17 protein-coding genes are annotated in these 26,417 nt (G+C 69.4%); 8 read left to right on the top strand and 9 right to left on the bottom strand.

The genetic code is table 11. The annotated features are described in order from the left end of the window. The first annotated feature begins 37 nt into the window (after nucleotides 1-37). Complete coding sequence (locus FNH04_RS04250) at nucleotides 38-2,305, top strand: glycoside hydrolase family 3 C-terminal domain-containing protein (protein WP_152780415.1); 2,268 nt, start codon at nucleotides 38-40, stop codon at nucleotides 2,303-2,305. 84 nt (nucleotides 2,306-2,389) lie between these two features. Here the strand turns inward: FNH04_RS04250 and FNH04_RS04245 are convergent, their stop codons facing one another. Continuing rightward, on the bottom strand, nucleotides 2,390-3,328 hold the full coding sequence (locus tag FNH04_RS04245; RefSeq protein ID WP_152780413.1) for an alpha/beta hydrolase fold domain-containing protein: 939 nt from the start codon (nucleotides 3,326-3,328) through the stop codon (nucleotides 2,390-2,392). A 431-nt stretch (nucleotides 3,329-3,759) separates the two neighbouring features. After that, nucleotides 3,760-4,761, bottom strand: a complete 1,002-nt coding sequence (locus tag FNH04_RS04240; protein WP_152780411.1) for a LacI family DNA-binding transcriptional regulator — start codon at nucleotides 4,759-4,761, stop codon at nucleotides 3,760-3,762. Nucleotides 4,762-5,348: 587 nt separating this feature from the next. Here FNH04_RS04240 and FNH04_RS04235 point away from each other — a divergent pair. From FNH04_RS04235 to FNH04_RS04220, 4 genes are read left to right on the top strand one after another with little or no spacing between them, the layout of a single operon-like run. Next, complete coding sequence (locus FNH04_RS04235) at nucleotides 5,349-6,905, top strand: ABC transporter substrate-binding protein (RefSeq protein ID WP_152780409.1); 1,557 nt, start codon at nucleotides 5,349-5,351, stop codon at nucleotides 6,903-6,905. 9 nt (nucleotides 6,906-6,914) lie between these two features. Beyond that, complete coding sequence (locus FNH04_RS04230) at nucleotides 6,915-7,856, top strand: ABC transporter permease (RefSeq protein ID WP_152780407.1); 942 nt, start codon at nucleotides 6,915-6,917, stop codon at nucleotides 7,854-7,856. Further along, nucleotides 7,853-9,613 carry a dipeptide/oligopeptide/nickel ABC transporter permease/ATP-binding protein gene (locus FNH04_RS47360; RefSeq protein ID WP_152780405.1) on the top strand — a complete coding sequence of 587 codons (1,761 nt, stop codon included), beginning with the start codon at nucleotides 7,853-7,855 and terminating at the stop codon, nucleotides 9,611-9,613. The genes FNH04_RS04230 and FNH04_RS47360 overlap by 4 nt, the downstream gene beginning before the upstream one ends. Continuing rightward, the gene (locus tag FNH04_RS04220; protein WP_322722572.1) at nucleotides 9,610-10,452 is read left to right on the top strand and encodes an ABC transporter ATP-binding protein; all 843 of its coding nucleotides are present in this window, start codon (nucleotides 9,610-9,612) and stop codon (nucleotides 10,450-10,452) included. Before FNH04_RS47360 ends, FNH04_RS04220 begins: the two co-directional genes overlap by 4 nt. Before the next feature lie 196 nt (nucleotides 10,453-10,648). Here FNH04_RS04220 and FNH04_RS04215 read toward each other — a convergent pair whose 3' ends face one another. Genes FNH04_RS04215 through FNH04_RS04200 form a run of 4 tightly spaced genes read right to left on the bottom strand, consistent with a single transcriptional unit; the run spans nucleotide 10,649 to nucleotide 15,976 of the window. Beyond that, nucleotides 10,649-12,724: a beta-galactosidase gene (locus tag FNH04_RS04215; RefSeq protein ID WP_322722571.1), complete on the bottom strand. Its 2,076-nt coding sequence runs from the start codon at nucleotides 12,722-12,724 to the stop codon at nucleotides 10,649-10,651. Between the two features lie 44 nt (nucleotides 12,725-12,768). After that, nucleotides 12,769-13,662, bottom strand: coding sequence for a carbohydrate ABC transporter permease (locus FNH04_RS04210; protein ID WP_152780403.1), 894 nt, complete (start codon nucleotides 13,660-13,662; stop codon nucleotides 12,769-12,771). Beyond that, nucleotides 13,659-14,648, bottom strand: coding sequence for a carbohydrate ABC transporter permease (locus FNH04_RS04205; RefSeq protein WP_152780401.1), 990 nt, complete (start codon nucleotides 14,646-14,648; stop codon nucleotides 13,659-13,661). Before FNH04_RS04205 ends, FNH04_RS04210 begins: the two co-directional genes overlap by 4 nt. Nucleotides 14,649-14,656: 8 nt before the next feature. Further along, complete coding sequence (locus FNH04_RS04200; RefSeq protein WP_152780399.1) at nucleotides 14,657-15,976, bottom strand: ABC transporter substrate-binding protein; 1,320 nt, start codon at nucleotides 15,974-15,976, stop codon at nucleotides 14,657-14,659. A gap of 357 nt (nucleotides 15,977-16,333) precedes the next feature. Between FNH04_RS04200 and FNH04_RS04195 the strand changes: the two genes are divergently transcribed. After that, a complete protein-coding gene (locus FNH04_RS04195) occupies nucleotides 16,334-17,398 on the top strand; it encodes a LacI family DNA-binding transcriptional regulator (protein WP_152780397.1) in 1,065 nt (354 codons plus the stop codon). A 237-nt stretch (nucleotides 17,399-17,635) separates the two neighbouring features. Further along, complete coding sequence (locus FNH04_RS04190; protein WP_152780395.1) at nucleotides 17,636-19,696, top strand: RICIN domain-containing protein; 2,061 nt, start codon at nucleotides 17,636-17,638, stop codon at nucleotides 19,694-19,696. Nucleotides 19,697-19,803: 107 nt separating this feature from the next. On the opposite strand, the gene FNH04_RS04185 is transcribed toward FNH04_RS04190, so the two are convergent. Together FNH04_RS04185 and FNH04_RS04180 are read right to left on the bottom strand one after the other, a co-directional pair. Further along, entirely contained in the window at nucleotides 19,804-21,321 is a 1,518-nt protein-coding gene (locus FNH04_RS04185; RefSeq protein WP_152780393.1) for a glycoside hydrolase family 43 protein, read from the bottom strand. A gap of 256 nt (nucleotides 21,322-21,577) precedes the next feature. Continuing rightward, the gene (locus FNH04_RS04180) at nucleotides 21,578-22,645 is read right to left on the bottom strand and encodes a LacI family DNA-binding transcriptional regulator (RefSeq protein ID WP_152780427.1); all 1,068 of its coding nucleotides are present in this window, start codon (nucleotides 22,643-22,645) and stop codon (nucleotides 21,578-21,580) included. 269 nt (nucleotides 22,646-22,914) lie between these two features. Here FNH04_RS04180 and FNH04_RS04175 point away from each other — a divergent pair, with 269 nt between their 5' ends. Continuing rightward, nucleotides 22,915-24,657: a cellulase family glycosylhydrolase gene (locus FNH04_RS04175; protein WP_152780391.1), complete on the top strand. Its 1,743-nt coding sequence runs from the start codon at nucleotides 22,915-22,917 to the stop codon at nucleotides 24,655-24,657. A gap of 212 nt (nucleotides 24,658-24,869) precedes the next feature. Here FNH04_RS04175 and FNH04_RS04165 read toward each other — a convergent pair whose 3' ends face one another. After that, nucleotides 24,870-26,225, bottom strand: a complete 1,356-nt coding sequence (locus FNH04_RS04165) for an RICIN domain-containing protein (protein WP_386574081.1) — start codon at nucleotides 26,223-26,225, stop codon at nucleotides 24,870-24,872. Nucleotides 26,226-26,417: the final 192 nt, after the last annotated feature.

The raw sequence follows: 26,417 nt of genomic DNA, 5'->3' as shown, positions 1-26,417 counted from the left end.
CCCCTCACCCCTCACCCCTCACCCAAGGATCCGCACCATGGCGACCAGCCACGATCAAGGCTCAGCCGAGCTGAGCCTCGACGAGAAGACCGCACTGCTCTCGGGCCGGGACATGTGGACGACCGAACCCGCCGAACGGGCGGGGATTCCCTCACTCGTACTGAGCGACGGTCCGCACGGCCTGCGACGCCAGCGTTCGGACTCCGACATCGGCCTTCACAACAGTCGTCCGGCGACCTGTTTCCCGCCCGCGGTCGCGCTGGCCTCCAGCTGGGATGCGGAACTGATCGGCCGTGTGGGAGAGGCGCTCGGCCGTGAGGCCCGTGCGCTCGGTGTGGACGTACTGCTGGGCCCCGGCGTCAACATCAAGCGCTCGCCGCTGTGCGGCCGCAACTTCGAGTACTTCTCCGAGGACCCGTTGCTCAGCGGCGTGCTGGGTGCGGCGCATGTGGCCGGTGTGCAGAGCCAGGGTGTGGGCGCGTCGGTCAAGCACTTCGCGGCCAACAACCAGGAGACCGAACGGATGCGGGTCAGCGCCGAGGTGGACGAGCGCGCCCTGCGTGAGATCTACCTCCCGGCGTTCGAGCGGATCGTGGTCCAGGCCCGTCCGGCGACCGTCATGTGCGCCTACAACAAGATCAACGGCATCTACGCCTCCGAGAGCCGGTGGCTGCTCACCCGGGTGCTCCGCGAGGAATGGGGCTTCGACGGCCTGGTCGTCTCCGACTGGGGTGCCGTCAGCAACCGTGTCGCCGCGCTGCTCGCCGGCACCGACCTGGAAATGCCCGGCACGCATCGCGACACCGGCGCCGAGGTCGCCGCCGCGGTCCGCTCCGGCGAGCTGGACGAGACCGTCGTCGACACCGCCGTCGCCCGGCTGCGCGGTCTGGCCGAGCGGGTCCGGGCCCGGTCAGGACCCGTGACGGTGGACTTCGACGCGCACCACCGGCTGGCCCGCGAGGTCGCCGCCGACTCCCTGGTGCTGCTGAAGAACGACCACCAGGCCCTGCCGCTCGCTCCCACCGGCCGCCTCGCCGTCATCGGCGAGTTCGCCACGGCCCTGCGCTACCAGGGCGGCGGCAGCTCCCACGTCAACGCCACCCGTGTCGACAGCCCGCTGGAGGAGCTGCGTTCCCTGCTGCCCGAGGCCCAGGTGGACTTCGCGCAGGGCTATGACACCACCGGGTCCGCGGACGCCGGGCAGCTGCGCGAGGAGGCCGTCGCACTCGCGGGCCGGGCCGGGACCGCCGTACTGGTGATCGGCCTGCGCGAGACCGACGAGTCCGAGGGCTTCGATCGCGAGCACCTCAACCTGCCCGCCGATCAGGTGGAGTTGGTGCGCGCTGTGGCCCAGGTGGCCCCACGTACGGTCGTCGTGCTCCTCAACGGTGGCGTGGTGAGCCTGGAGGGCTGGCACGACGAGGTGGACGCCGTGGTGGAGGCGTGGCTGCCCGGGCAGGCGGGCGGCGGCGCGATCGCCGACGTGCTGACCGGCCGGGTCGACCCGTCAGGGCGGCTCGCCGAGACCGTCCCGTTCCGGCTGGGCGACACGCCTTCCTTCCTGAACTTTCCCGGCGAGCAGGGCCACGTCCGTTACGGCGAGGGCGTCATGGTCGGCTACCGCTACTACGAGACCGCCGACGTCGCCGTCCACTACCCCTTCGGCCACGGCCTGAGCTACACCTCCTTCGAGCAGACCGGCTTCCAGGTCACCCCCACCGGTCCGGACACCGCCACGGTGAGGGTCACGGTCACGAACACCGGCGGCCGCTCCGGCAAGCACGTGGCGCAGGTCTACGTCACCGCGCCCAAGCGCCCGGTCAGCAGCCCGGCCCGGGAACTGCGCGGCTTCGCCAAGGTGGCGGTCGCCCCGGGTGAGAGCACCACCGTCGAGATCGCCCTCGACCGCCGCGCCTTCGCCTACTGGGACATCTCCCGCGACGACTGGACCGTCGCCGCCGGGCAGTACGAGGTGCAGCTCGCCGACAACGCCCACGACGTCGTCGCCACCGCCGCCCTCGACCTGGCGGGCGACAACCTGCTGCGGCCGCTCACCCTCGACTCCACCGTCAGCGAGTGGTTCGGCCACCCGGCCGTCGGCCCCGCGCTGACGGCGGCGATGGTGTCCGGCCTCCCCGAGGAACAGGCCGCCGCAGCCGCGGAGGGGAACGCTGACGCGGTTCTCATGCTGTCGTCCATGGCGATGCGTCAGTTCGTCGGCTTCCTTCCTCAGCCGATTCCGGACGAGGTGCTGGAGCGGCTCATGAGGACGAGCGAATCGGCCCCGGAGTCCGCCGGCACCTGATCACCCGCGCCCGGTCCCGGAACCCGGCCTCACCGACCGCGGCCCGCTGTGTCCTGACACACAGCGGGCCGCTTGCTGTCCCCGTCAGCGGCAGCGCGCCGCTTCACGCAGAGCGTCGGCGAAGAAGTCGAGTGATCGCCCGACCTCGGCGAGAGCCGGGGTCCGGTTGAGGTGGCCGTGCGGCATGCCGGCGGCCAGGTAGGTGCTGGCCTCGACCTCGGACGCGGTCAGCTGCCGCGCGAGGAGTTCGGCCGACGGCCGGAGGTCGTCGTACTCGGAGATGAGCAGGTGGACGGGCGGGAGGCCGTGCAGCGGAGCCGCGCCCGGCAGCGCGTCGCGCGGGAGGTCGGTGAGCCGGCCGACGTAGTTCCGCACCATGAACTCGACGTCGGTCGCGGAGAAGCGCATCGTCGGCGGGAGAGCCGTCATCTCGGTGGCCGTGGCACTGTCCAGAACGGGGACGGGGAAGTGCGCGAACGGGTAGGCGAGCAGGAGGAGATCGGCCGGCCGCAGTGCCTGGTCGCGGTCCCGGAGGGCTGAGGACAGCGCCAGGGCCGCGCCCGCACTCGCCCCTCCGAGGGCCACGAGCTCCGCGTCGGCGGCCAGTTCGGTCCTGAGCCAGCGCCACGCGGCGCACACGTCGTCCAGCGGAACCGGGTAGTGGACACCGCCCGTCGCCAGCCGGTAGTCGACGGAGACCACCACCGCCCCGGCCCGCGCCGCCAGTTCGGCCGCGACCACGTGCGCCTCGGGCATGTCGAGGTCACCGCCGAGGAAGCCGCCGCCGTGCGCCCACAGGACGGCCGCGGTACCGGGGCGCCGCGGGGTGTACGTCCTCACCGGCACCGGGCCATGAGGGCCGGCGATCTCAAGGTTCTCGACCGCGACGTCGGGCTGTACCCAATCCGTCGGGTCCCGCATGAACTCACCGAACCGCGACAGCGCGCCCGGGTCGGCGAGATCGGCGAAAGTCATGTCGGCGACGAGGTGCAGTCTCTCCGCGAGATAAGGGTCGAGGGGCATGGTGGCCACTTTCTGTGAGGTCGGGACGTGGGGCCGCTGGGGGTGCCGGAACGGACCGGGTCCGGGAGCGGGTCCGGGTGCGTGTGCGGGTCCGGGTGCGTGTGCCGCGGGCCGTGCGCAGCCGCTCCTCAGCGCCCCTCACAGGACATGGCCCGCCGCCCGGCGGGCTCTGCGAGGGGGCTCCTCGGGGTCCACCGGCGGAGGGCGTGCACGCGCACCGGGTCAGCGGGCTCGGATGTACTGGCCCGGGCGCTCGGGGCGTCCATACGGGCGACCGGGTTCCCTGCGGTGACGCAGGCGATCAGCTTGGCCGGAGTTGCAGCCGGGAACCCTGCCGACGCGGCCGAACCACGGTGGCCGACAGGCCGACAGCGGGCGCGCCGGTTCGGCGCCACCCCCTGCAGCGGCCTCCACCGGGCCGGCGCAGGCCGTCACGCAGACTCGCGGACCTCGAGCCGGATCTGCGGCTCGACCGGGTTCCCGGGGGACTGTGCGCCGTCGAGCGCGACCGTCACCGTGTCCGCGTACAACTCGGCGATCGCGGGGAGGTCCTGGACGACGCTGGTCAGCGGTGGGCAGGACACCGCCGCGGCGGGGCTGTTGTCGACGCCGATCACGGCCATGTCCCGAGGGGCTTGGAGGCCGAGGTGCCGTAGACCGGCCAGCACGGTCATGGCCACGTCGTCGTTGAACGCGCAGATGCCGGTCACGGGGGGATCGGCAGCGAGCCAGGACCGGACGGCGTCGGCGGCCGCGCTCGGGGTCAGCGGGACGGTCCGGACGTCGGGGTCGGGCAGTCCCAGTTCGGCGCACACCTTGCGGACACCGTCCAGGCGCGGCCTGGAGAAGACGGCGACCCGCTCGTCGTCGGGGTACGCGTATCCCAGTCGACCGTGGGAGGCGGCCAGGTGGCGGGCCTGCGCGGCACCGATCGCGTTCGCGGTGGTGATGCTCTCGTCCGACCCGAGTCCTTTGTCGTCGTACAGGGCGGCGATCACCTCGATGCCCGCGGACCGCATCGCCGCCGCGTCGGCGTCGGAGAACGGTTCGAAGGCCAGCACGGCGGCCGGTGTGAGGGCCTTCCAGATCTCGCTCAGCGAGCGGGCGCCCCGGATGCTGGAGTGGACGACGAAGGTGAAGTTGCGTTTCGCGAACGCAAGCGTCAGCTCCTGGATGAGCTGCCCGGCCGCGAAGCCGAGGGGCCAGTCGGGCAGCAGGCCGAGGACGACATCGGAACGCCCGTACCGCAGGGTTCGCGCCGCGGCCGACGGCGCGTAGCCGAGCCTTTCCGCCGCAGCCAGCACCCGCTGACGTGTCGCTTCGGTGATCTTCTGATGCTGCGTGTTGTTGAGGACGAAGCTCACCGTCGCCCGCGACACACCGGCCTCACGGGCCACGTCCGCACTCGTCACCCTGCTGCTCCGCGGTGCCATCGATGACCACCTTCCACGAACCTCTTGCGCAACGCAGGAGACACAGTTAGTTTACGGGCACCCACTATAACGTGTTAGCGACACGTTATAGCTACTCAAAGTAGCCATGATGCGAGGTGGTGCGATGAGACGCCCTCCCGAGTCATCCGGTCGTCGACATTGAAGCAGACGGCCCGTGTCCCTCACGAGACGGAGTAATTCTCCGGGCGAATTGCATACGTGTTGCTCCCTGGGTCCGGGACCCACCGGTACTGCACGCCGTTCTGCGATGCGGCCGTGCTGCGACGACCTGACGGCCGGTCGGCCGCGATGGGCGATCGGCATCACGCGAGCGAGTACCCGGCACCTATGACCCTGTATGACCCCGTATGACCCCGTATGACCACGGCGGATTCCGCCACCCCTGCCGCCGTCACCGGTCACCCCGGTCAGGCGCATCGGCATCGCTCAGTGCCTCTCGCGCTGAGATCCCCATCTGAAGACGCGCAGCCCACAGTCCAGGCCATCCGCCTCGGTGTCCCCGCTCGCGGGCTGCGCGCCCATACCACCCCTGCTCCCCCGGCATCCCATACAACGGAGAACCCTCGATGAAGAGAAGAACCGCACTCCAGGCCTCCATCGGCGTCGCGGCATCGCTCGCGCTCGCGGCCTGCGGCGGCGGCCAGACCAGCGGCAGCGGCAGCGCCGGCCCGGTCGACCTGACCATCGCCCTGTCCTCGGCGCCCAACAGCCTGGACCCCGCGCAGATCGCTGTCGGGCCCTTTCTGAACTACATGGACCCCGCCTACGCGACGCTGCTGACGCGCAAGGCCAACGGCGACCTGGGAGCCGGACTGGCCGACAAGTGGGGCTACGTCGGCAAGGGGAACACCAAGTTCGAGCTCCACCTGCGCAAGGGCGTGAAGTTCGCCGACGGCACGCCGGTCACCGCCGCCGCCGTCGTCGACTCGATCAAGTACTTCCAGAAGGGCAGCGGACCGGGAGGCTCCTGGTTCCAGCCCCTGACCTTCTCCACGCCGGACAGTTCGACGGTGGTGGTCAGCAGCCCGACGCCGAACCCCGACATGGGGGCGCTGTTCACGCCCGCGTACCTGGGCGGGGCCATCATCAGCCCGGCGGGGCTGAAGGACCCGAAGAAGCTCGCCTCGGCGACCTTCGGCGCCGGGCCGTACGTGTACAGCGCCAAGCAGTCGGTCTCCGGCGACCACTACGTCTACGTTCCGAACAAGAACTTCTACGACAAGTCCGCCATCCACTTCAAGAAGATCACCGTCCGTGTGATGCCGAACGTCAACTCGCAGGTGCAGGCCCTGAAGTCCGGGCAGATCGACCTCATGTTCGGCACTCCGGAGGTGGCGCCGACCATAGCCGGCAACAAGTCGCTCACCACGATCAAGAAGCCCACCACCTGGGCGGGCCTGTTCCTCCTGGACCGCGAGGGCACCGTCGTCGAGGGGCTGGGCGATGTGCGGGTCCGGCAGGCGCTGAACTTCGCCATCGATCGTTCCGCGATCACCAAGGCGGTCTACGGCGACTACGGGGCACCGACCTCCCAGCCGACGATGCCCGGTTACGACGGCTACAGCCCCGCGACCGCGGACATGTACCCCTATGACCCGGCCAAGGCCAAGAAGTTGCTGAAGGCGGCGGGATACGGCAAGGGACTGACCATCCCGGTGAACTACGGGTCCTTCGACCCCTCGACGACCAAGATGGTCCAGGCCCTGCAGGACCAGCTCGCCAAGGTGGGCGTCAAGCTGAAGCTGAGGGCCGCGACGAACTTCGGCGGCTGGATCAACGACCTGCTGACGAAGAAGTACGCGGCCACCGTGCTGTCCCCCGGCCAGGGTGGCGATTCCAACTTCTACGCACAGCAGCCGGGCTTCACCAAGACGGGCATCATGAACGTCTTCGGTGTGGCCGACAAGGACGTCGATGCCGCGTACGCCCGGCTTGCCGAGTCCGACCCCCACTCCAGCGGGGCGGCGGCGAAGGATCTCACCGATGTGATCGTGCGCAAGGCGCTCGCGCTGCCGGTGTCCGGTACCGACACGATCGTCATGTACAACACCAAGCTGCACGGGGTGCAGTTCCCCGAGGGCGGCGCCCAGCTGGTCTCGAACACCCTGTGGACCACCCGCTGACGAGGGCCGATGTTTCCCATCATTCTCCGCAGGCTGGCGTTGTCCGTCCCGCTCCTTGTGATCGTCTCGGCGATCACCTTCGTCCTGGAGTCGTTCGTGCCGGGAGATCCGGCACGGACGCTGCTCGGGATCAACGCGACGCAGGAGCAGTACGACGCGCTCAGGGCCGCGATGCACCTCGACCAGCCGGTCGCCGTGCAGTACTGGCTCTACCTCCGCGACCTCCTTCAGGGTGACCTCGGCAACTCGCTGTTCACCAGCGAATCCGTGCTGGATCTGATCGGGCAACGCCTGCCGGTCACCCTAGCGCTGGTGATCGGCGGCACCGTGCTCGCGAGCCTGGTCGGCGTCGTGCTGGGCGTGTACAGCGCGACGCGCGGCCGGTTCAGCCGCCGAGCGTTCGACATCGTGTCCCTGCTGGGCAGCGCAGTGCCCAACTTCTGGATCGCACTGGTGCTGGTCGCCGTGTTCGCCGTCAAGTTCGCCCTCTTCCCCGCTACCGGGTACACCCCGTTCGCCGAGTCGCCGGGGCAATGGGCAGCCGGCCTCGTCCTGCCCGTTGTCTCCCTCTCGATCGGCGGAGTCGCCTTCATCTCCAAGGTCACTCGCGACGCGATGCTGTCCACCCTCGGCCTCGACCACATCAGAACGCTGCGGGCCTGTGGCATCCGTCCCTCCTCGATCGTCTGGAAGCACGCCCTGCGGGGCTGCGGACTGCCGGTGGTGACCACCATCGGCCTCATGATGATCACGTTCATCCCCGGCACGATCCTCATCGAGAACGTCTTCACCCTGCCCGGTCTGGGCACCACGGTCGTGGACGCGACCAACCAGCACGATCTGCCGGTCGTGCAGGGCCTCGCCATCACCTTCACGGTCATGGTGATCGTGGTGAACCTTCTCGTCGACATCCTCTACAGCCTCCTCAACCCCAAGGTGCGTACGGAATGACCACTGCCGAGCCGCCCCCGAAGGCGCGATCGCGGGCGTGGACCAACCCCTTCGCCGGGATCTGGCGCCGTCCCGTTGCTGCCGCGGCGCTCGTCGTGGTCGCCGGGATCAGCCTCGCCGTGGTCCTCGCCCCGCTCCTGGCACCGCACCCACCGCTGACGCAGGACCTGCTCCACACGCTGTCCGGCCCCTCGGCCAACCATCTGCTGGGCACCGACGTCCTGGGCCGCGACGTGCTGAGCCGGCTCCTGTACGGCGGACGGCCGACCCTGATCGGGGTGGGACTGGCCGTGCTCGTCTACGCCTTTTTCGGCATGTCCCTGGGCATGCTGGCCGGCTACCTGCGCGGCTGGACCGACCGCGTCATCGTCGCCGCGCTGGACGTCATGCTCTCGGTTCCCGCGGTCATCATCACGCTCGCCGTCCTGGCGATCTTCTACCAGAGCAACGTCGCCGCCATGCTCACGATCGGCTTCTTCGCCTCCGCGGGCCTGGCCCGGATCATCCGCAGCTCATGCCTCGCGCTGCGCGAGGAACTGTTCGTGGACGCCGCCAGGGTGTCCGGGCTCGGCCCCGCGCGGATCATGGCACGGCACATCCTCCCGAGGCTGACAGGGCAGTTGCTGGTCCCGGTCTTCCTCTTCTCGGGCAACGCCCTCGCCATCCAGACCGGCCTCGGATTCCTCGGACTGGCCACTCCGGCGCCCGCCCCGAGCTGGGGCGGCATGGTCGGCGAGGCCGCCCAGATCATGCAGCAGGACCCCTACCTGCTGTTCGTCTCCGGAGGCGTCATCGGCCTCATGTCCCTGTCCTTCGGGCTCATCGGCGACGGGCTGCGCGACCTCGAACAGGACCGGCGGCAGGCCACCGGTGGCCGGTCGCGGCAGCCGGTTCCCACAGCGGCTCTCCAGGATGCCGCCAAGCCGTCGGAGAAACCGTCGGACGGGGCGGTGCTCGCCGTACGCGACTACTCGATCACCTTCGCCACCGCGCAAGGACCCCGCACCGTCGTCGACTCCATCGGCTTCACGGTCCGCCCCGGTGAGATCTTCGGTCTCGTCGGGGAGTCCGGCAGCGGAAAGACAGTGACCGGCCTGTCCCTGCTCGGACTGCTCCCGCCCAACGGAGCCGTGACGAGCGGCTCGGCCTGGCTGGCCGGCCACCGGATCAGCGGCCTGCCGGAACGGGAACTGCAGCACATCCGCGGTGGCGAGATCGCCCTGGTCTCGCAGGAACCCATGGTGGCACTCGACCCGTACTTCACCATCGGCTCCCAACTGGGCGAGGTCATCCGCCGCACCGGCACCGCACCGGGCGGGAAGGAGGCCGTCAGGGAACGGATCCGCGAGCTGCTGACCAGCGTCCACCTGCGCGACCCAGACGACGTCGCACGCCGGCACCCGCACGAACTGTCCGGCGGCATGCTCCAGCGCGTCGTCATCGCCATGGCGCTGGCCGGCACGCCGAAGGTGCTGATCGCCGACGAACCCACCACGGCACTCGACGTGACCGTGCAGGCGGGGATCCTGGACCTGCTCCGGACACTGCGCGACGAGCGCGGCATGGCGATCATCCTGATCACCCACGACCTGGGAGTGGTGGCCGACACCTGCGACCGCGCGATCGTGATGGAGAAGGGCCACATCGTGGAGGAAGGCTCCATCGAGGACATCTTCTACCGGCCCCAGCACCCCTACACGAGGAAACTCATCGAGAGCACACCCAGCATCGCTCGGACCGAGGGCAGGATCACGTGAGCGCAACACCCGTACTCCAGATCGACGGGCTCGCGGTCCACTACCCCTCCCGCGGCCTGCGCAAGCCCCCCACCACCGTCATCGAGAACGTGTCGTTCGAGGTCGGTCGGGCCGAGACGGTCGCGCTCGTGGGCGAGTCCGGCTCGGGCAAGACCACCATCGGCAGGGCCGTGCTGGGACTGACCCCGGTCAGCGGCGGACGTGTGCTGCTCGACGGCCGGGACATCACCCACCTCACCGGCCGCGCCCGCCGCGCACTGTCCACCGACATCCAGGCGATCTTCCAGAATCCGTACGGCTCACTCAACCCGGCGCTGCCGGTGGGACGGACACTGGCCGAGCCCCTGCTCGCCGGTTCGCCCCGCTCACGAGGCGAGGTCCGTGACCACATCACCGGCCTGCTCCGCCGCGTCGGCCTGCCCGAGGACGCGGCCGACCGCTACCCGGCCCAGTTCAGCGGAGGCCAGCGCCAGCGCATCGCCATCGCCCGCGCGGTCGCCCGGCAACCCAGGATCATCATCTGCGACGAACCGACCAGCGCCCTCGACGTCACCACCCAGGCCGCCGCCCTGGACCTCCTCTCCGAGCTCCAGACCACGCTGGGGTGTGCCTACCTGTTCATCACTCATGACCTCGCCGTGGTCAAGGAGTTCGCGGCGCGCACGCTGGTACTGCAGCACGGACGCATCGTCGAAGAAGGACCCAGCACCGACGTGTGCGACCGGCCACGGCACGAGTACACCCGTCGGCTGGTGGCGGCCGCCCCCGTCCCCGACCCGGTCCTGCAACGCAAGCGCCGTCAGCAGCGGACGGAGGCGGAGGCAGAGGCAACCGCATAACGGACGACACGACCACCGCGGTACGACTGCCCACCGCGGTACGACTGCCACCCGCGCCGGGCGTTCCGGCGGGCGCGGGTGGCGGCCTGACGCGATGGGCAACACGCTCGGCGCCGGGGTGTCCGGCTGCCCGAGGAGTGTCCGCGAAGGACGGGGCTCCCGTGCTGTTGAGGGAGGTACTCCACACCCCGACCCCTCAGCGCGGGGGCCTCGTCGGTTCCGTGTCCTCCCCGAGGGTGTCCGCCGTTGCACGGTGCGGCCGGCGTACGACCGCGACGCCTCCCGCGGGGACGGTGACCGAGCCGGTGACGGGCTTGCCGGTGAGAAGTTCCGTCTCGCCGGAAGGGACCGGGACTTCGGCGCCGTCTCCGGTGTGGTCGATGAGGAACAGGTAGTCGGCCTCGCTGCCGCGGCGCAGGGCCACCTCGATCCCGGCGGGCGCCCGGTGCTGCGGCGTCACGTCGGCCTCCCGGCGGATGCGGTCGAGCAGGGCGGCGAGCGTGTCGGGGTCAGGACGGGTGGCCAGGTACCAGGCGGTTCCGCTGCCATGCTGGTGGCGGGTGACGGCAGGGTGGCCGGCCAGCGGGCCATCGGCGTAGGAGGCGACGGCCTGCGCGCCGGCGGGACGGACCCGTTCCGACCACAGCTCGGCCGTGGCACCCGGAGGCACTTCGCCGGCCAGGCCGGTCGTCTCTCCGGGCAGCAGCGGGAACAACTCGTCGGTGAGCACCCCGAGGACGTCACGGAACGCGCCGGGGTAGCCGCCGAGGCGAACGTGCCCGTTCTCGTCGACCATGCCGCTGTGGAAGCCGACGGCCAGCGTGCCCCCGTGTTCGGTGAACCGGACGAGGTTCGCCGCGGCGGCCTCCGTCACCAGGTACAGCGACGGCACCAGGACGAGTTTGTAGCGGTCGAGCCCCGGGTCGCCGGGGCGTACGAAGTCGACGGCCACCCCTGCCCGCCACAAGGGGGTGTACCAGTCGCGCACCAGGTCCTGGTAGCGCAGTTCGCCGCTGGGCTGCGAGGGCAGTTCCAGCGCCCATCGGGCGTCCCAGTCCCACACGATCGCCACCTGCGCGGGGACGGTGGAGTCCCGTACCTCGGCCAGGGCCTTCAGGTCCGTGCCCAACTGGACGACGTCCCGCCAGACGTGGCTGTCGGTGCCGCTGTGCGGCAGCATCGCCGAGTGCCACTGCTCGGCGCCCGCCTTCGCCGCACGCCACTGGAAGAACGCGATGCCGTCGGCGCCGCGGGCCACATGTGCCAGGGCGTTGCGGCGCATCTCCCCCGGCCGCTTGGCGCGGTTGACCGGCTGCCAGTTGACGGCACCGGTCGAGTGCTCCATGAGGAACCACGGGCCTCCTGCGAGCGACCGCATCAGGTCGCCGCTGAGGGCGATGTCGATCTCCGCCTCCGGGTCGTCGGACATCAGGTAGTGGTCGTTGGAGAGGATGTCCAACTCGGGCGCCCAGCGCCAGTAGTCCAGAGCGTCGAAGGTGCGCAGGACCATGAGGTTGGTGGTCGCGGGGATGTCCGGAGCGGCCCGGCGCAGTACGTCGCGTTCGGCGGTGCACAGTGACAGTAGTTCGTCGGAGCAGAACCGGCGCCAGTCCAGTTGGTGGGTGGGGTTGGGGACCGCGCCGGTGGCGCGGGGCGGCAGGATCTGGTCCCACGCGTAGTACCACTGGCTCCAGAAGGTGGTGCCCCAGGCGTGGTTGAGGGCGTCCAGGTCGTCGTCGTAGCGGGCGCGCAGCCAGGTGCGGAAGGCGGCGGCGCTGGTGTCGCAGTAGCAGGCGGCGTTGTGACAGCCGTACTCGTTGTGGACGTGCCACATGGCGACGGCCGGGTGGGCGGCATAGCGCTCGGCGAGGACACCCGCGATACGCAGCGCCGCGCTGCGGTAGGCGGGGCTGCTGGGGCAGAAGGTCTGGCGGCTGCCGGGCCACAGCCGGCGGCCGTCCCGGTCGACCGGCAGCGCCTCCGGGTGGGCCTTGAAGAACCAGGCGGGCGGGGCGGCGGTGGGCGTGGCGAGGTCGGCGGCGATGCCGTTCTCGTGGAGCAGATCGAGGATCCGGTCCATGCGGGAGAAGTCGTGGACGCCTTCGGCGGGTTCCAGCAGCGCCCAGGAGAAGATCCCGACGCTGACCATGGTCACGCCCGCCTCGCGCATGAGGCGCATGTCCTCGGCCCAGACCTCCTCGGGCCACTGCTCGGGGTTGTAGTCGCCGCCGTAGGCGATGCCGGGAAGCCGAAGGCGACGTGCGGTACTCACTCGTGGTGCTCCGGGGTGTAGGGAAGGGGTGGTGTGTGGGTGGGTCAGCCCTTGTTGGCGCCCAGGGTGAGGCCGCTGACGAACTGCCGCTGGAGCAGGAAGTAGACGATGAGCGTCGGGATCGCGGTGAGCAGGGCGCCGGCGGCGACCAGGTTGGGGTCGGTGAAGTACTGGCCGGAGAGGTTGTTCAGGGCCGAGGTGATCGGCATGTTCTCGCCGGTGGAGATCAGCACGATGGCCCAGAAGAAGTCGTTGTAGATCCAGATGGACAGCAACGTCGCCAGGGCCGCCATCGCCGGCTTGCACAGCGGCAGCACGATCTGCCAGTACAGCCGCCACACGGACGAGCCGTCGACCAGCGCGGCCTCGGTCAGCTCGTGCGGAAGGGAGCGCATGTAGTTGCTCAGTACGAAGGCGCAGAAGCCTGACTGGAACGCCACGTGGATGAGGACCAGGCCGAGCGCGGAGTCGTACAGCTTGCCGCTGACCGTGATGCCGGGCAGGTCGATCAGCAGGTACAGGCGGTACAGCGGGGTGATGATGACCTGCTGCGGCAGCAGGTTGCCCGCCGTGAAGACGAGCAGCAGGAACAGGTTGAGGCGGAAGTCGAAGCGGCTGACGTAGAAGGCGACCATCGACGACAGGAACAGCGTCAGCAGGACCGCCGGGACCGCGATCAGCAGCGTGTTGACGAAGTAGTGCGTCATGCCCGACTGCTGGTACGCGTTCGTGAAGTTCTCGAGGTTCAGCTTGTCCGGCCAGGAGACGTAGCCCTTCTCGCTGGTCTCCGCGTACGGCCGCAGGGCCGCGTACACCGCCCAGAGCAGCGGCGCGAGCCAGGCCAGCGCCGTGCCGGTGAGGAAGACGTGCAGCAGGATCCGGGCGGGGCGGACGGGGATGCGCTTCTTCGGCGCGCCGGTCGCGACGGTGGTGCTCATGCGCGCCGCTCCTTCCGGAAGGTGGCCACCAGGTACGGAATGATCACGACGAGGGAGATCACCAGCAGGACGACGGCGATGGCGGAGCCGTATCCGATGCGGCTGGACTCACCGATGATGTTGTTGGTCACCAGGATCGACAGCAGCTCGGTGCCCTCGGCGCCCTTGTTGAAGACGAACACGAGGTCGAAGGCGCGCAGGGCCTCGATGATGGTGACGACCAGCACGATGGTGTTGGTGGGGCGCAGTGTCGGGAAGATGACGTTCCTGAACGTCTGCCACTCGTTGGCGCCGTCCAGTGCGGAGGCCTCGCGCAGGGACGGGTCGACGCTCTTCAGGCCGGCCAGGTAGAGGATCATCATGTAGCCGGTGTGGCGCCAGGAGGCCGCGATGAGGACGGCCCAGAGGTTGAGGTCCGGGTCGCCGATCCAGTCGATGTAGCGGCCGGGCTCGTTGGCTCCGATGAGGCTGTTGATCAGGCCCGTGTCGGGGTTGTAGACCAGCTGCCAGACGAAGCCGATGACCGCGAACGAGACGACGACCGGCAGGAAGAAGGCCGTCTGGTACGCCCGGCTGAAGCGGATCTTCTTGTCCAGCTGCACCGCGAGGAACAGGCCGAGCGGGGTCGGGACGAGGATCAGCGCCACGAACCAGATGACGTTGTGCTCCACGGCCGGCCAGAACTGGGGGTTGTTGGTGAACAGCTCCGTGAAGTTGTGCAGCCCGACCCATTTGATGGCGTCGAAGCCGATGCCGTCCCAGGTGGTGAAGGCGAGGGCGATCGAGGCCAGGGCCGTCACCCACACGAGAGCGACGTGCAGGATGGTGGGCAGGCCCGCCATCAGGCCCAGGGTGAGCCGGTCACGGCGGGTGAGCAGACGGCGGTGTCCCTGGCCCGCCTTCCTGGCGCTCCTGGCACGGGCGGAGCCCGGAGACGGCACGGCGGCCGCCTCCGGGGACTGGGTGCTGGTGTCGGTGGTACTCATCGGGTTCATCAGGACGCGAAGATCGTCTTCTTCTGGCGCTCGATCGACGAGAGCAGGCTGTCGACGCCCTTGGGGTCGCGGATGAACTTCTGCAGCGCCGGCTGCATCACGGTGGAGGTGAAGTCGGGCCGGCTGTCGCGGTCCATGTACTGGGTGAGGTGCTGGGCGCCGCTGATCATCTCGTACGCCTTCTTCTGCAGGGGGGTGTACGAGGAGGTGTCGGCCTTGGTGGAGGCGGCGACGACGTTCGGGTCGGCCTTGAGGTAGATCTCCTCGGCCTCCGGGGTGCCGAGGAACTCGAGCAGCTTGACCGCGCCCTCGTGGTTCTTCGGGCTCTTGCTGAGCATGTAGCCGTCGGTGGGGGCCTCGACGGTGTCCTGGCCGTACGCCGGGTCGATCTCCGGGAAGGCGAAGAAGTCGAGGTCCTCCAGGTCGGCCTGGTTGGTGAACTGCTGTCCCACGAAGGTGCCCAGCAGGTACATGCCCGCCTTCTTCGACACGAGGGTCTGCGCGGCGTCCTGCCAGGTGCGGCCGACGGCGCCTTCCTGGTGGTACGGGAGGATCTCCGTCCAGTGGTCGAAGGCCTTGCGCACCTTGGCGTCGGTCCAGGATGCCTTGCCCGCCATCAGCTCGACGTGGAAGTCGTAGCCGTTGGTGCGGAAGTTGATCTGGTCGAAGGTGCCGAGCGCGGGCCAGGCGTCCTTGTCGCCGAAGGCGATCGGGACGAGCCCGTCCTTCTTCATCTGCTTGCACAGGGTGACGAACTGGTCCCAGGTGGTGGGGACCTCGTAGCCCTTCTCCTGGAAGACGCTCTTGCGGTAGAAGAGCGCCCAGGGGTACGTGTACAGCGGCACGAAGTAGTACTTGCCGTCCTCGCCCTTGCTGAGCGCCTTCATCGCCTCGGGGAAGTTGCCCCCGATCGTCTTCCACACGTCGTCGATCGGGGTGGCGAGGCCCTTCGCCGCGAAGAACTGCATGCGGTAGCCGGCGAACCAGTGGAACACGTCGTCGGGCGTGCCCTGGAGGTAGGAGTTGATCTGCTCCTGGAACGTGTTGTGGTCCTTGGTGTTCACGTCGACCTTGACGCCGGACTTCTTCGCGAAGGCGGCGTAGATCTCGGCGAACGCCTTCTTCGGCACCGCGTCGGACGCGTTGGAGCCGAGGGTGACGGTCTTCGGGTCGGCGGCCGTACCGCCGCTGCCGCCGCCGCAGGCGCCGAGCAGGGGGATGCCGGCGCCGAGAGCGGCGGCGCCGCCTATGCCGCGCAGGAGGGTGCGGCGGCTGGTGCCCGGCGCAGGCATGGGCTGACCAAGGGAGGAATGGTGCATTTCGGCTCCTGAGGCGCTGTCGTACCCGGGCGCGGCGAATCGGCGCGGGAGTACGACGGGAAGCGGTCGTCGATACGACCAGGAACGAACGCGATCGGACGATCCGATCGGTGGACGCGTCGAAGAGTGAACGTTCCGGCGATCCGCTGTCAAGACTCTGCGGATCACCTGCCGTGCGGAGCAGCCCCCGAAAGCCCGGCGAGCGTGCGGCGGCCTCGGGAATGTCGCGGAAAACGGAAGTGATGCTGTTGGTTCTCTTGACGCGTGCACCTCCGGCTGCGTAGACATGACCGCGCGGTCAGTGACCGCGCGGTCATACAGTTGACCTCGTTCGATACAGGCACTTCGGGAGCCCTCATGACACCAGTGGTGGGACGCGGCGCGGGTTCGCCCGCACCGCGCAGCGCGGACGTGGCCCGTGTGGCCGGGGTCTCGCGCAAGACGGTGTCGCGGGTCCTCAACAACGAGCCGTACGTCTCCGACGAGGTCCGCCGACGCGTTCTCGAAGCCGCCGGGGAACTCGGTTACCGACTGAACCACGCCGCCAGGGCGCTGGCCTCGGGCCGGAACCGGTCCATCGGTGTCGTCGCCCTGGGAACGGCCGGATACGGAACCGCCTCGCTGCTGGTGGGCATCGAGCGGGCCGTACGGGATGCCGGTTACGCACTGCGTGTGGTCAACACGGCGGACGGTGACCCCGAGGGCATCGCGGGCGCCGTGATGTCACTGCTCGAGCAGGGTGTGGACGGTGTCGTCGTCTCCGAGCCCATTGTGGAGGGAGAGGTGTCCGTCAGGGTCGACGTGCCGGTCCTCTTCCTGGGGGCGCCGCCGGCCTTCGCCTCGGCCCGGACCCTGACCGTGGGTGTGGGCGCCTACGCCCTGGCGCGGGCGGCCACCGACCACCTGCTGGACCTGGGGCACACGACCGTTCACCACCTCGCCGGTCCACGACAGTGGTACGCCTCCAAAGACCGTATCGAGGGCTGGCGGGCGGCGCTGGCGGCCCGGGGCGCGCACGAGCCTCCCCTGGTCGAGGGCGACTGGTCACCCGCCTCCGGCTACGCTGCGGGCCGCGAGCTGGCTTCGGACAGCTCCGTGACCGCGGTGTTCGCGGCGGGCGACGAGATGGCCATCGGTCTGATCCACGCCCTGCGGGAAGCCGGCCGCCGTGTGCCGGAGGACATCAGCGTCGTCGGCTTCGACGGCAACCCCGTCTTCGCCTACGTCACCCCTCCCCTGACCACCGTGCGTCAGCCCTTCGACGCCGCGGCACAGCAGGGAATCAGGCTCCTCGTTCATGCCATCGAGGAGCCGGAGACCGACCTGCCTCCGGCGAGCGAACCACCCGTCGAACTCGTCGTCCGCGGCTCGACCGCACCCCCACCGTCCCGGCAGGGCCAGACGGCGCGTCCCACCACCTGAGCAGCACCCACACCCGTCTCAGCAGGGCACAGGGCCACACGCCCGGGCACCACTCCGCCGCCCGACAGCCACCTCACCGTGGGGCTGTCGGGCGCCACCGGCACCGCGACGCCGTCCGGTCCGCCGCGTGTGCCGCGCCGGTCGGCGCCACTCATCGACTCCGCCTCCCCGCCCGGATCAACGCGGGTACGGCGGGCATCGAAACACATCCCCCATCCCTTCCCCCGGGAGCCACACATGTCCCCTGCGCAGACAGGCGCCAGACCCGGCGCCGCTCCGCGTTCCCGTCCCCTCTCCCTCCTGACGTTGATACTTGCCCTGCTCGTCGCGGTAGGGACGCTGACCATGCCCGCCGCGGGCCGCGCGACGGCAGAAGCCCGTCCGTCGCAGACGCTGTACACGCCGCCGTCGAACGCGCTTTCGCCCGGGACGTTCTATCCGCGCGCGATGCGTCTGCAGCACAATGGCTCGGCCAACGGCACCCTGCTCGCCACGTTCGAGCAGTACCGCGTGGACATGCCCGTCTTCCCGATCTACCGCAGCACCGACAACGGCAAGTCCTGGACGAAGATCTCCGAGGTCGCCGACACCCAGAACGGCTGGGGCATGCGCTGGGAGCCCGAGCTGTTCGAACTGCCCCGGGCCATGGGCGGCTTCCCCGCCGGGACCATCCTCGCCGCCGGTGACTCGGTGCCGTACGACCGGTGGGGCGGCAGCAAGATCGATCTGTACGCCAGCACCGACCGCGGCCAGAGCTGGACCTTCGTCACCAACATCGCCACCGGCGGCCCGGCGTTCTCCACCAACGGCTACACCCCCGTCTGGGAGCCCTACTTCGTGCTCTCCGGCGACCGGCTCATCGTCTACTACTCCGACCAGCGCGACACCGACCACGGTCAGGAGATCGTCCACCAGGTCTCCACGGATCTGCGCAACTGGGGCCCGGTCGTGGACGACGTGTCGATGCCCACCTACGCGGACCGCCCCGGCATGCCGGTCGTCACCCGGCTGCCCAACGGCAACTACGTGATGAGCTACGAGTACTGCAACGCCCCCGAGGGCCGGTGCTCCGTCTACTACAAGATCTCCTCCGACCCGGAAGGGTTCGGCTCCGTCACCGGCCGGGTGCTGCGCTCGACCGACGGCGTCATCCCCAGCGGCGCGCCCTTCATCACCTGGCTGCCCACCGGCGGCCCGAACGGCACCCTCGCCCTCAGCGGCGAGAGCCAGGACGACCTGTTCGTCAACACCGAGAACGGCGCCGCGAACGCCTGGACCCGTATGCGCTCCAACGTCGCCGGCGGATACAGCCGGGGCATGCTCCCGCTGGCCGACGGCCACAGCCTGATGGTGCTCAGCGGGGGACGCGCGCGCAGCACCGGCGTCAACTCGGTCACGTACAGCGTCGTCGACCTGGGCGGCGGCATCTCCGACGGTGCCACCTACACCCTGTCCAACGCGAACAGCGACCTGAAGCTCACCATCGCCGGCGGCTCCACGACCAACGGAACCGGTGCGACGCAGCAGGCCACCACCAACGCGACCAACCAGCAGTGGCGCTTCGAACAGCAGTCGTCCGGCTACTTCAAGATCTTCAATGTGGCCAGTGGCAAGGTCCTCGGAGTGGAGAACCAGTCCACCGCCAACGGCGCCAGGATCCTTCAGTGGGACGACAACGGCACCCTCGACCACGAGTGGGCCGTCTCCCCGCACCAGGCCGGCGGCTACACCATCACCAACCGGGTGACGGGCAAGTACCTGGAGATCCCGAACGCGTCCACCGCCACCGGCACCACCGCCGTCCAGTGGAGCGGCACCGGCTGCGCCTGCCAGCGCTGGGACTTCACCCAGACCGCCCTGCCGCCCCTGGGCACCGGGCAGTACGTCCTGGTCAACAAGAACAGCGGTAAGTACCTCGACATCCCCGCCGCCTCCACCACCACCAACACAGCCGCCAACCAGTGGCAGAACTCCGCCTGCTTCTGCCAGCTGTTCACCTTCCAGTCCGCGAGCGGCGGAGCCTGGACCATCAAGAATGTCAACAGCAACCTCAACCTGGACATCCGCGACGGCTCCACCACCGCGGGAGCCGCCGTCGTCCAGAACACCCCCTCCACCGCCGACTCACAGAAATGGACGCTCGTCGAGGCGGGCGACGGCTACTACGAACTCAGGAACGTCAACAGCGGCCTCCACGCGGGTGTCGCCCAGTCCTCCACCAGCAACGGCGCCGCCGTCATCCAGTGGAACGACCTGAACAACGACGACCAGCTCTGGAAGATCGTGCGCATCAACTGACCTTGATGCTTTGGCGATCTGCTGTATGAGAAGGATGAACCGCTCCGGGAACGCTGAAGGCTCGTTCAGCCCCCGGAGCGGTTCAACACCAGTTTCGTGGCGGCTGATCAGCCATCGAGCGGCTCGTACTCGAACCAGTCGAAGTGGACGGGGCCGGCCGAGGCGAACATTCCGATGACCCGGCCGGTGAAGCCGCCGGCGACCTCCGTGGACAGGTACCGACCGTCCAGGGATGTGAGCTCGACGAAGGTGCCGTCCGGTTCCTCGATGCCGATCGAGACGGTGTCCGGGCCGGTGCGCGCATCGTTCACGGTCTGTACGGCGGCCACCTCGATGCGGAGAACCACAGGCACGGGGGGCGTCGGGCGGGACGCCACGACTGTGTTCAACGGACCGATACGGGCGCGCACGTGCACTTCCCCGGACGAGGCCTCGATGTCGTAGTGGTGCTGCTCGTCGAGGCGGACGGCCAGGCCGCCGCGTCCTTCCGCCGCGTCGACCAAGGCGCGCACGCGGCAGGACAGATGCTGCTGCCGCCGGCCCACGAACGTCACGTCGGTCTCGTCGAGCGATCCGCCGCGGGCGTGCAGGGTCAGCCAGCCGGGCCGTTCCTTCGTGGTGCAGGCCTCCGGGGGACGGTGGCGCAGCGAGATCCAGTACGGGGCCAGCCCGCTCATGTCGAAGTCGTCCCGGCCAGGTACGAGGACAGGAGGGTGCAGCGGCCAGGGGGGCGCGGACATCACGGACGACAGTTCGCCGGCGACCGGCCAGCCGTCGACCCAGTCGACCGGCACCAGGAACGTCTCCCGGCCGAGGACGTGCCAGCCAGGAGTGCCGCCGTGCGGCCGCACGCCGAGCAGCACCATCCACCACGTGCCGTCAGGTGCCTGTACCAGGTCCGCGTGGCCGGTGTTCTGGATGGGGTGGTCGGTGCCCCGGTGGGTCAGGATCGGGTTGGCCGGGCACGGCTCGAAAGGGCCCGTGGGCGTGCGGCCTCGGGCGATCGAGACACCGTGGCACCGCTCGGTGCCGCCCTCGGCGATGAGCAGGTACCAGTACTCGCCGATCCGGTACAGGTGCGGTGCTTCCGGGGCCTTGGCGCCGGGGGTGCCGGACCAGAGCCGTCGCGGCGGACCGAGCGTCTCCCCCGTGTGGGGATCGATGCGGACCTGTCCGACTCCGGCACAGGTGCACCAGCAGTTGCCGTCGTCGTCCCAGGCGAGGTCCGGGTCGATGCCGTGCACCCCGGGCAGCGGGACCGGATCGGACCAGGGGCCGGCGGGGTCGGTGGCCGTGAACAGCAGGTTGCCGTCGCCGCTCACGTTCGTGACGATCAGCCAGAAGCGGCCGTCGTGGTGGCGCAGTGTGGGTGCGTAGATGCCCCCGGAGGAAGCGGCGTCAGGGGGCAGGCGCAGTTGGCTCGGCCGGTCGAGGGCGTTGCCGATCTGGGTCCAGTGCACCAGGTCCCGGCTGTGGAAGATGGGCACGCCCGGGAAGTATTCGAAGCTGGAGCACGCGATGTAGTAGTCCTCGCCCGCCCGGCAGATGGACGGATCGGGATGAAAGCCGGGGATTACAGGGTTGTTGACGGCGTTGCCCGTGTCGGGCGTGCTCGGCACCCTCATCGAGTCCTTTCACTGGGTCGACCGCACTGTCGAGAGGTCGGCGGAGAGCCTGGAGCCGCTGGATCCGCCCGGTACGAGTACACCGTCGGGGCGGCCGGGGACCGGGTGAACCCGCTGCCTCCGCGTGGGTCAGTGAGTGCCGGTCGGCCACTCAGAGCTGCGAAACTTTCGCCCTCCAGCTTGAGATAGTTTCCAGTGGAGGTTAGCGACGGCCCTCACCGCGGTCAATGGCCTCGTGAGCCTCTGCCCGTCGAGGTCAGCTCTTGGGCGGAGCGGTACTGGCCCGGACCGTCAGGGTTGTCGCGATCTCCAGCCCGACCTGGGGTGCCTCCTCACCGCGACCGAGCGTGAGCGCCAGCTCCGTCGCGGCCACGGCCATCTCGGTCAGTGGCTGGTGGACGGTGGTCAGGGGCGGGTCCACCCAGGCCACGACCGGCAGGTCGTCGAAACCGACGACGCTCAGGTCGTCGGGGATACGCAGGCCGGCCTCGCGCGCCGCCTGGTAGACACCGAGCGCCTGCAGGTCGTTGGCGGTGAAGATCGCCGTCGGACGGTCGGGCAGGGCCAGCAGGGAACGCGCCGCCGCGCAGCCGTCCTCACCGGTGAGTGGCGCGTGCACGACGAGTCCCGGATCGACCGGCAGGCCGGCGGACCGCATCGCGGAGCGGTAGCCGTCCAGGCGGGCGCAGCAGTACAGCTGGTCCTGGGGGCCGCTGATCATGGCGATGCGGCGGTGCCCGAGTTCGGTGAGGTGGCGGGTCGCTGCCCGGCCGCCGGACCAGTTGGTGGCGCCCACGAAGGGGACGTCGTCCGGCAGTTCCGTGGCCGGGTCGAAGACGACGAACGGGATGCCCTTCGCCTTCAGCTGCTCGCGCTCGGCCTCGGAGAGCTGGGCCACGGACAGAACGCAGTTCGGACGCCGGGAGACCGTGTCGTCCCAGGTGGGCGGGTCCGTGTCGTGCAGCCCGAACTCGGACACCATGACGCCCACGCGGTGCTGGCGGGCCACCCGCTCGACGCCCCGGATGATCTCGACCGCCCACATGTGCTCGAGCTCGCGGAACACGAGTTCCACGACGTTGTTCCGGTTGGCGCCCGCGGGCCTGCGGTAGCCGTGCTTGTTGACCAGTGCCTCGACCCGTGCGCGCGTGTCCGCGGAGACACCCGACTTCCCGTTGATCACCTTGGAAACGGTCGGGACGGACACCCCCGCCGACTCGGCGATGAACGCGATGGTGACCGGCCGGGAAGTGTCGCCCTGCCCGCCGTCCCTGCCCACCGGCCCGTCAGCTGCGTAGTCCGCCAAAGTCGCCTGCCCGATCATCGAACCGCTCGCGCCCGGCGGATGTCTGCCGCGCAAGCCGGTTGAACAGCGTCGTATGGATGTGCCCGGCCATTCTGGCATCTCCTCCTGACGAACCTGTGGCCTCCCACACATCTTCATGTTAATTTCTCCGCCGCTGGACTGCGAAAGTTTCTTTCCCTGGCTTGTATCTCGGTCGGCTTGAAGCCGACCCCGCCCACGTGTCGAACGGGCCTGGCAGGGACCCTCCCGCCAGGGTCTGCGCCGCCCCCAACCGGAAGGTGCACGTGATGACGAGGAGACTGGCAAGGTTCCTTCCGCGACGACGCCGGTCGTCGCGCCCCCCACGAAGACTGACGGCACTCCTCCTGGCGGTCGCCCTGCTGCCGCTGGTGCCCGCCACCGCGCAGGCCGCCGATCCCCCCGTACCGCCGCCCAGTGCCCCGGCCGCCCGCAGCGCGGTGGCAGCCATGCAGCCGGGCTGGAACCTGGGCAACACCTACGACGCCATCCCCGACGAGACCTCCTGGGGCAACCCGCCCGTGACCAGGGCACTCCTGCAGAAGGTCAAGTCGCAGGGTTTCAAGAGCATCCGCCTGCCCGTCACCTGGGGCATCCACCAGGGCGCCGCACCCGACTACACGATCGACCCGGTCTGGATGGCGAAGGTGCGGCAGGTCGTCGACTGGGCGCTGGACGAAGACCTGTACGTGCTGCTCAACATGCACCACGACTCATGGATGTGGGTCAACAACCTCTCGAAGGATCACGACGCCGTTCTCGCCCGCTACAGCGCCACCTGGACCCAGATCGCGGCGGAGTTCCGGGGCAGGTCGGCCAGGCTGGTGTTCGAGAGCATCAACGAGCCGACGTTCAGCGACACCTCCGGTGACGACGAGAACTACCGGCTGCTGGCCGAACTCAACAAGGTGACTCATCGGATCGTCCGTGACTCCGGCGGCGGGAACACCACCCGCCTGCTGGTGCTGCCCACTCTGTACACCAACGCCGACCAGGGCCGGCTCGACGCGCTGGCCACCGAACTGGCCGACCTGCGCGATCCCATGGTGGCCACGACCATCCACTTCTACGGCTGGTGGCCGTTCAGCGTGAACATCGCCGGGTACACCCGGTTCGACGCCACCTCGGAGCAGGACCTCACCGCCACATTCGACCGCGCGTACAACACCTTCGTCGCGCGCGGCATCCCGGTCATCATCGGCGAGTACGCCCTGCTGGCCTACGACCACAACCGCCCCGGCATCATCCAGCGGGGCGAGCAGCGCAAGTACTTCGAGTTCCTGGGCGACTACGCCCGCCGGCGGAACCTCACCACGATGCTGTGGGACGCCGGCCAGTTCCTGAACCGCAACACCCTGCAATGGCGGGACCCGGAGCTGTTCGCCCAGATCAGGTCGAGCTGGACCACGCGTTCGGGAAGCGCCTCCAGCGACATGGTGTTCCTCCCGAAGTCGAGTGCCATCACGAGCCGGACACTGACGCTGAACCCGAACGGCACCGACTTCCAGGGACTGCGGCACGGCTCCCGCAACCTCGTGAGAGGCAGGGACTACACCGTCTCCGGCAACCAGCTCACGCTGACGGCCGCCGCGCTCACCGAACTGGCCGGAGACCGGGCCCATGGAGTCAACGCGACGCTGGAGGCCAGGTTCTCCCGCGGCGTGCAGTGGCGGATCGATGTGATCAGCTACGACCGACCGGTCCTGTCGAACGCCTTGGGGAGCACCAGCGGTCTGACCATCCCCACGCAGTTCCGGGGGGACATGCTGGCGACCATGGAGGCCAGGTACGACGACGGGAGCAACGCGGGCCCGGCGAGCTGGACTTCCTACCAGCAGTGGGACACCGCCTTCTCGGCGTACACCGGCGACTCCATCAAGCTGACCTCCGAGTTCGCCAACTCGCTGAAGGACGCCTCCCGAGTGACGCTCACCTTCCACTTCTGGAGCGGCGCCACGGCGACGTACTACGTCACCAAGACGGGCAGCACCGTGACCGGCAGGACCGTCTGACAGCGCGCGCCGGGGTGGAGCAGGAGGCGGCAGACCAGGGCAGGCTGAGCCTGGTCTGCCCACCCGTGAGGACGTGGACCGCGAGAGCGACCTGGTGCAGCTGATCCGCGAACAGCACGCGGGCGCGGTCGTCCTGGTCGGCGGAGCGGTGCAGGACGACGACTACCTCAAGCGCATGGCCATACGCCAGGGCCCTGGACGCCGCGGGCTGTTCACTGCCCGGAGGCGAGGACGTAGGTGTTCAAGGTGCCGACCGTGCCGAGTGGCGTGGGGGAGCCCAGGTCGTAGCGGTCCACGGCGAGGTAGTTGGGCTTCTTGCGCGCGGCAGGCGTGCAGAAGCCCTGCGCGCGGTTGAGGAGTTTGCCGTTGTCCGTCTCGGCAGTGGAGCTGATCGTGTAGTCCCGGAAGTGGTTCATCACGAACAGCGGGTGGAAGGCGGTCGAGTCCACGGTCAACGGCCGGCCGGTGCCCCAGCGGCTGTAGCAGGACCAGTCGGAGTCACCGAGCCCGCCGCCCATGGACCAGTAGTTCTCGACGGTCCACTCACGCTGGTACATCACGCCGAAGGTGTCGCGGGTGGTCCAGCCGTTCGCGGTGTCGCTCGCCCGCGTCCGGTCGCTGAAGATCAGCAACTGCTTGCCGCGCGCCGCGAGGTCCGCCATGGTCGGCCAGCCCTTGGTCGCCACGCCCTCCTGGTCGGGCCGGTACAGCACGTCGGACAGCCCACTCACGGAGGCAAGGGAGGACCTCAGCACATCGGAGGAGGCGTAGTCCTCCAGGAACACGGTGACGAACTGGCCCGGGTTGGCCTTGAGGAAGTCGACGATGCGCTGCACGTCGGTGGCGAGGGGGACGGGGTTGCTCACGCCGTCGCAGCTGTTGTGGCAGAGCACGGCCTGCCCGGAGACGGTGTAGTCGTCCAGCATGAAGCCGCGGACGCCGTCGCTGAGTTGTTGGCTGATGCCGTGGTTCTGGTTGGGGAAGAGGCTGACCGGGAACGAGGCGAAGTTGCCGTCGGCGCCGTTGGCGAAGGCGTTGTGCGCGGTGAGGAACGTGACCTGGTCCAGGGTGCGTCTGTCGGCGGACGGCATCGCGGTGGTCGCGTACGTCACCGGGGTGAGGTACCAGCGGGCGAGGTCACCGGCGGAGCCCAGCTGTACGGCGCTGGTGTCGGAGGAGGACCCGGTGAGGTACTGCGAGGTGCCTGGCACGCTCACGGTGTAGGTGCTGTCCGCGCCGGGGGTGATCGTCCAGGTGGTGCCCTCCGCCCCGCAGGCGGCGGTCACCGCGGAGCTGCCGCTGCGGCCGAGGCAGGTGTCGGACTCGTCGGCGTTCTGCAGCCGGTGGCCGCCCTCGACCGCAACCAGGGTCCACTGCTGGTGGTCCTCGTTGCCCTTCGGGTTGTGGGCGGCGACCGTGCCGCCGCTGTCGGCCGCGTTCAGGCCGGTGGTGTAGTTCTGCAGGTATACCGAGTAGGCGGGGACGGCCGCCGCGGCCTGGCCCGTGAACAGTACGGGCAGGGTCAGGGTGAGCGCGGCGGTACCGCACAGGGCGCGCAGGGGGCGCAGACGCACGGGGGTTCCTTTCACTCCGGCATGTGATGTCAGGGTCATGACATACCGGAAGTGGCGGGTGCTGTACCAGACCTGATGCCTGAACTCACAGCTCCGCCCTGGAAGCCGACGTCCACGTCGACCTGCGGCCTCGACGTCATCGCGACGGTGCGTGATCGCGTCTGTCGGGCCAGGTGCACCCCGGTC

Origin of the sequence: Streptomyces phyllanthi, assembly GCF_009377205.1 — a bacterium.
GTDB lineage: Bacteria > Actinomycetota > Actinomycetes > Streptomycetales > Streptomycetaceae > Streptomyces > Streptomyces phyllanthi.
This window is presented reverse-complemented; position numbering and strand designations above follow the sequence as displayed.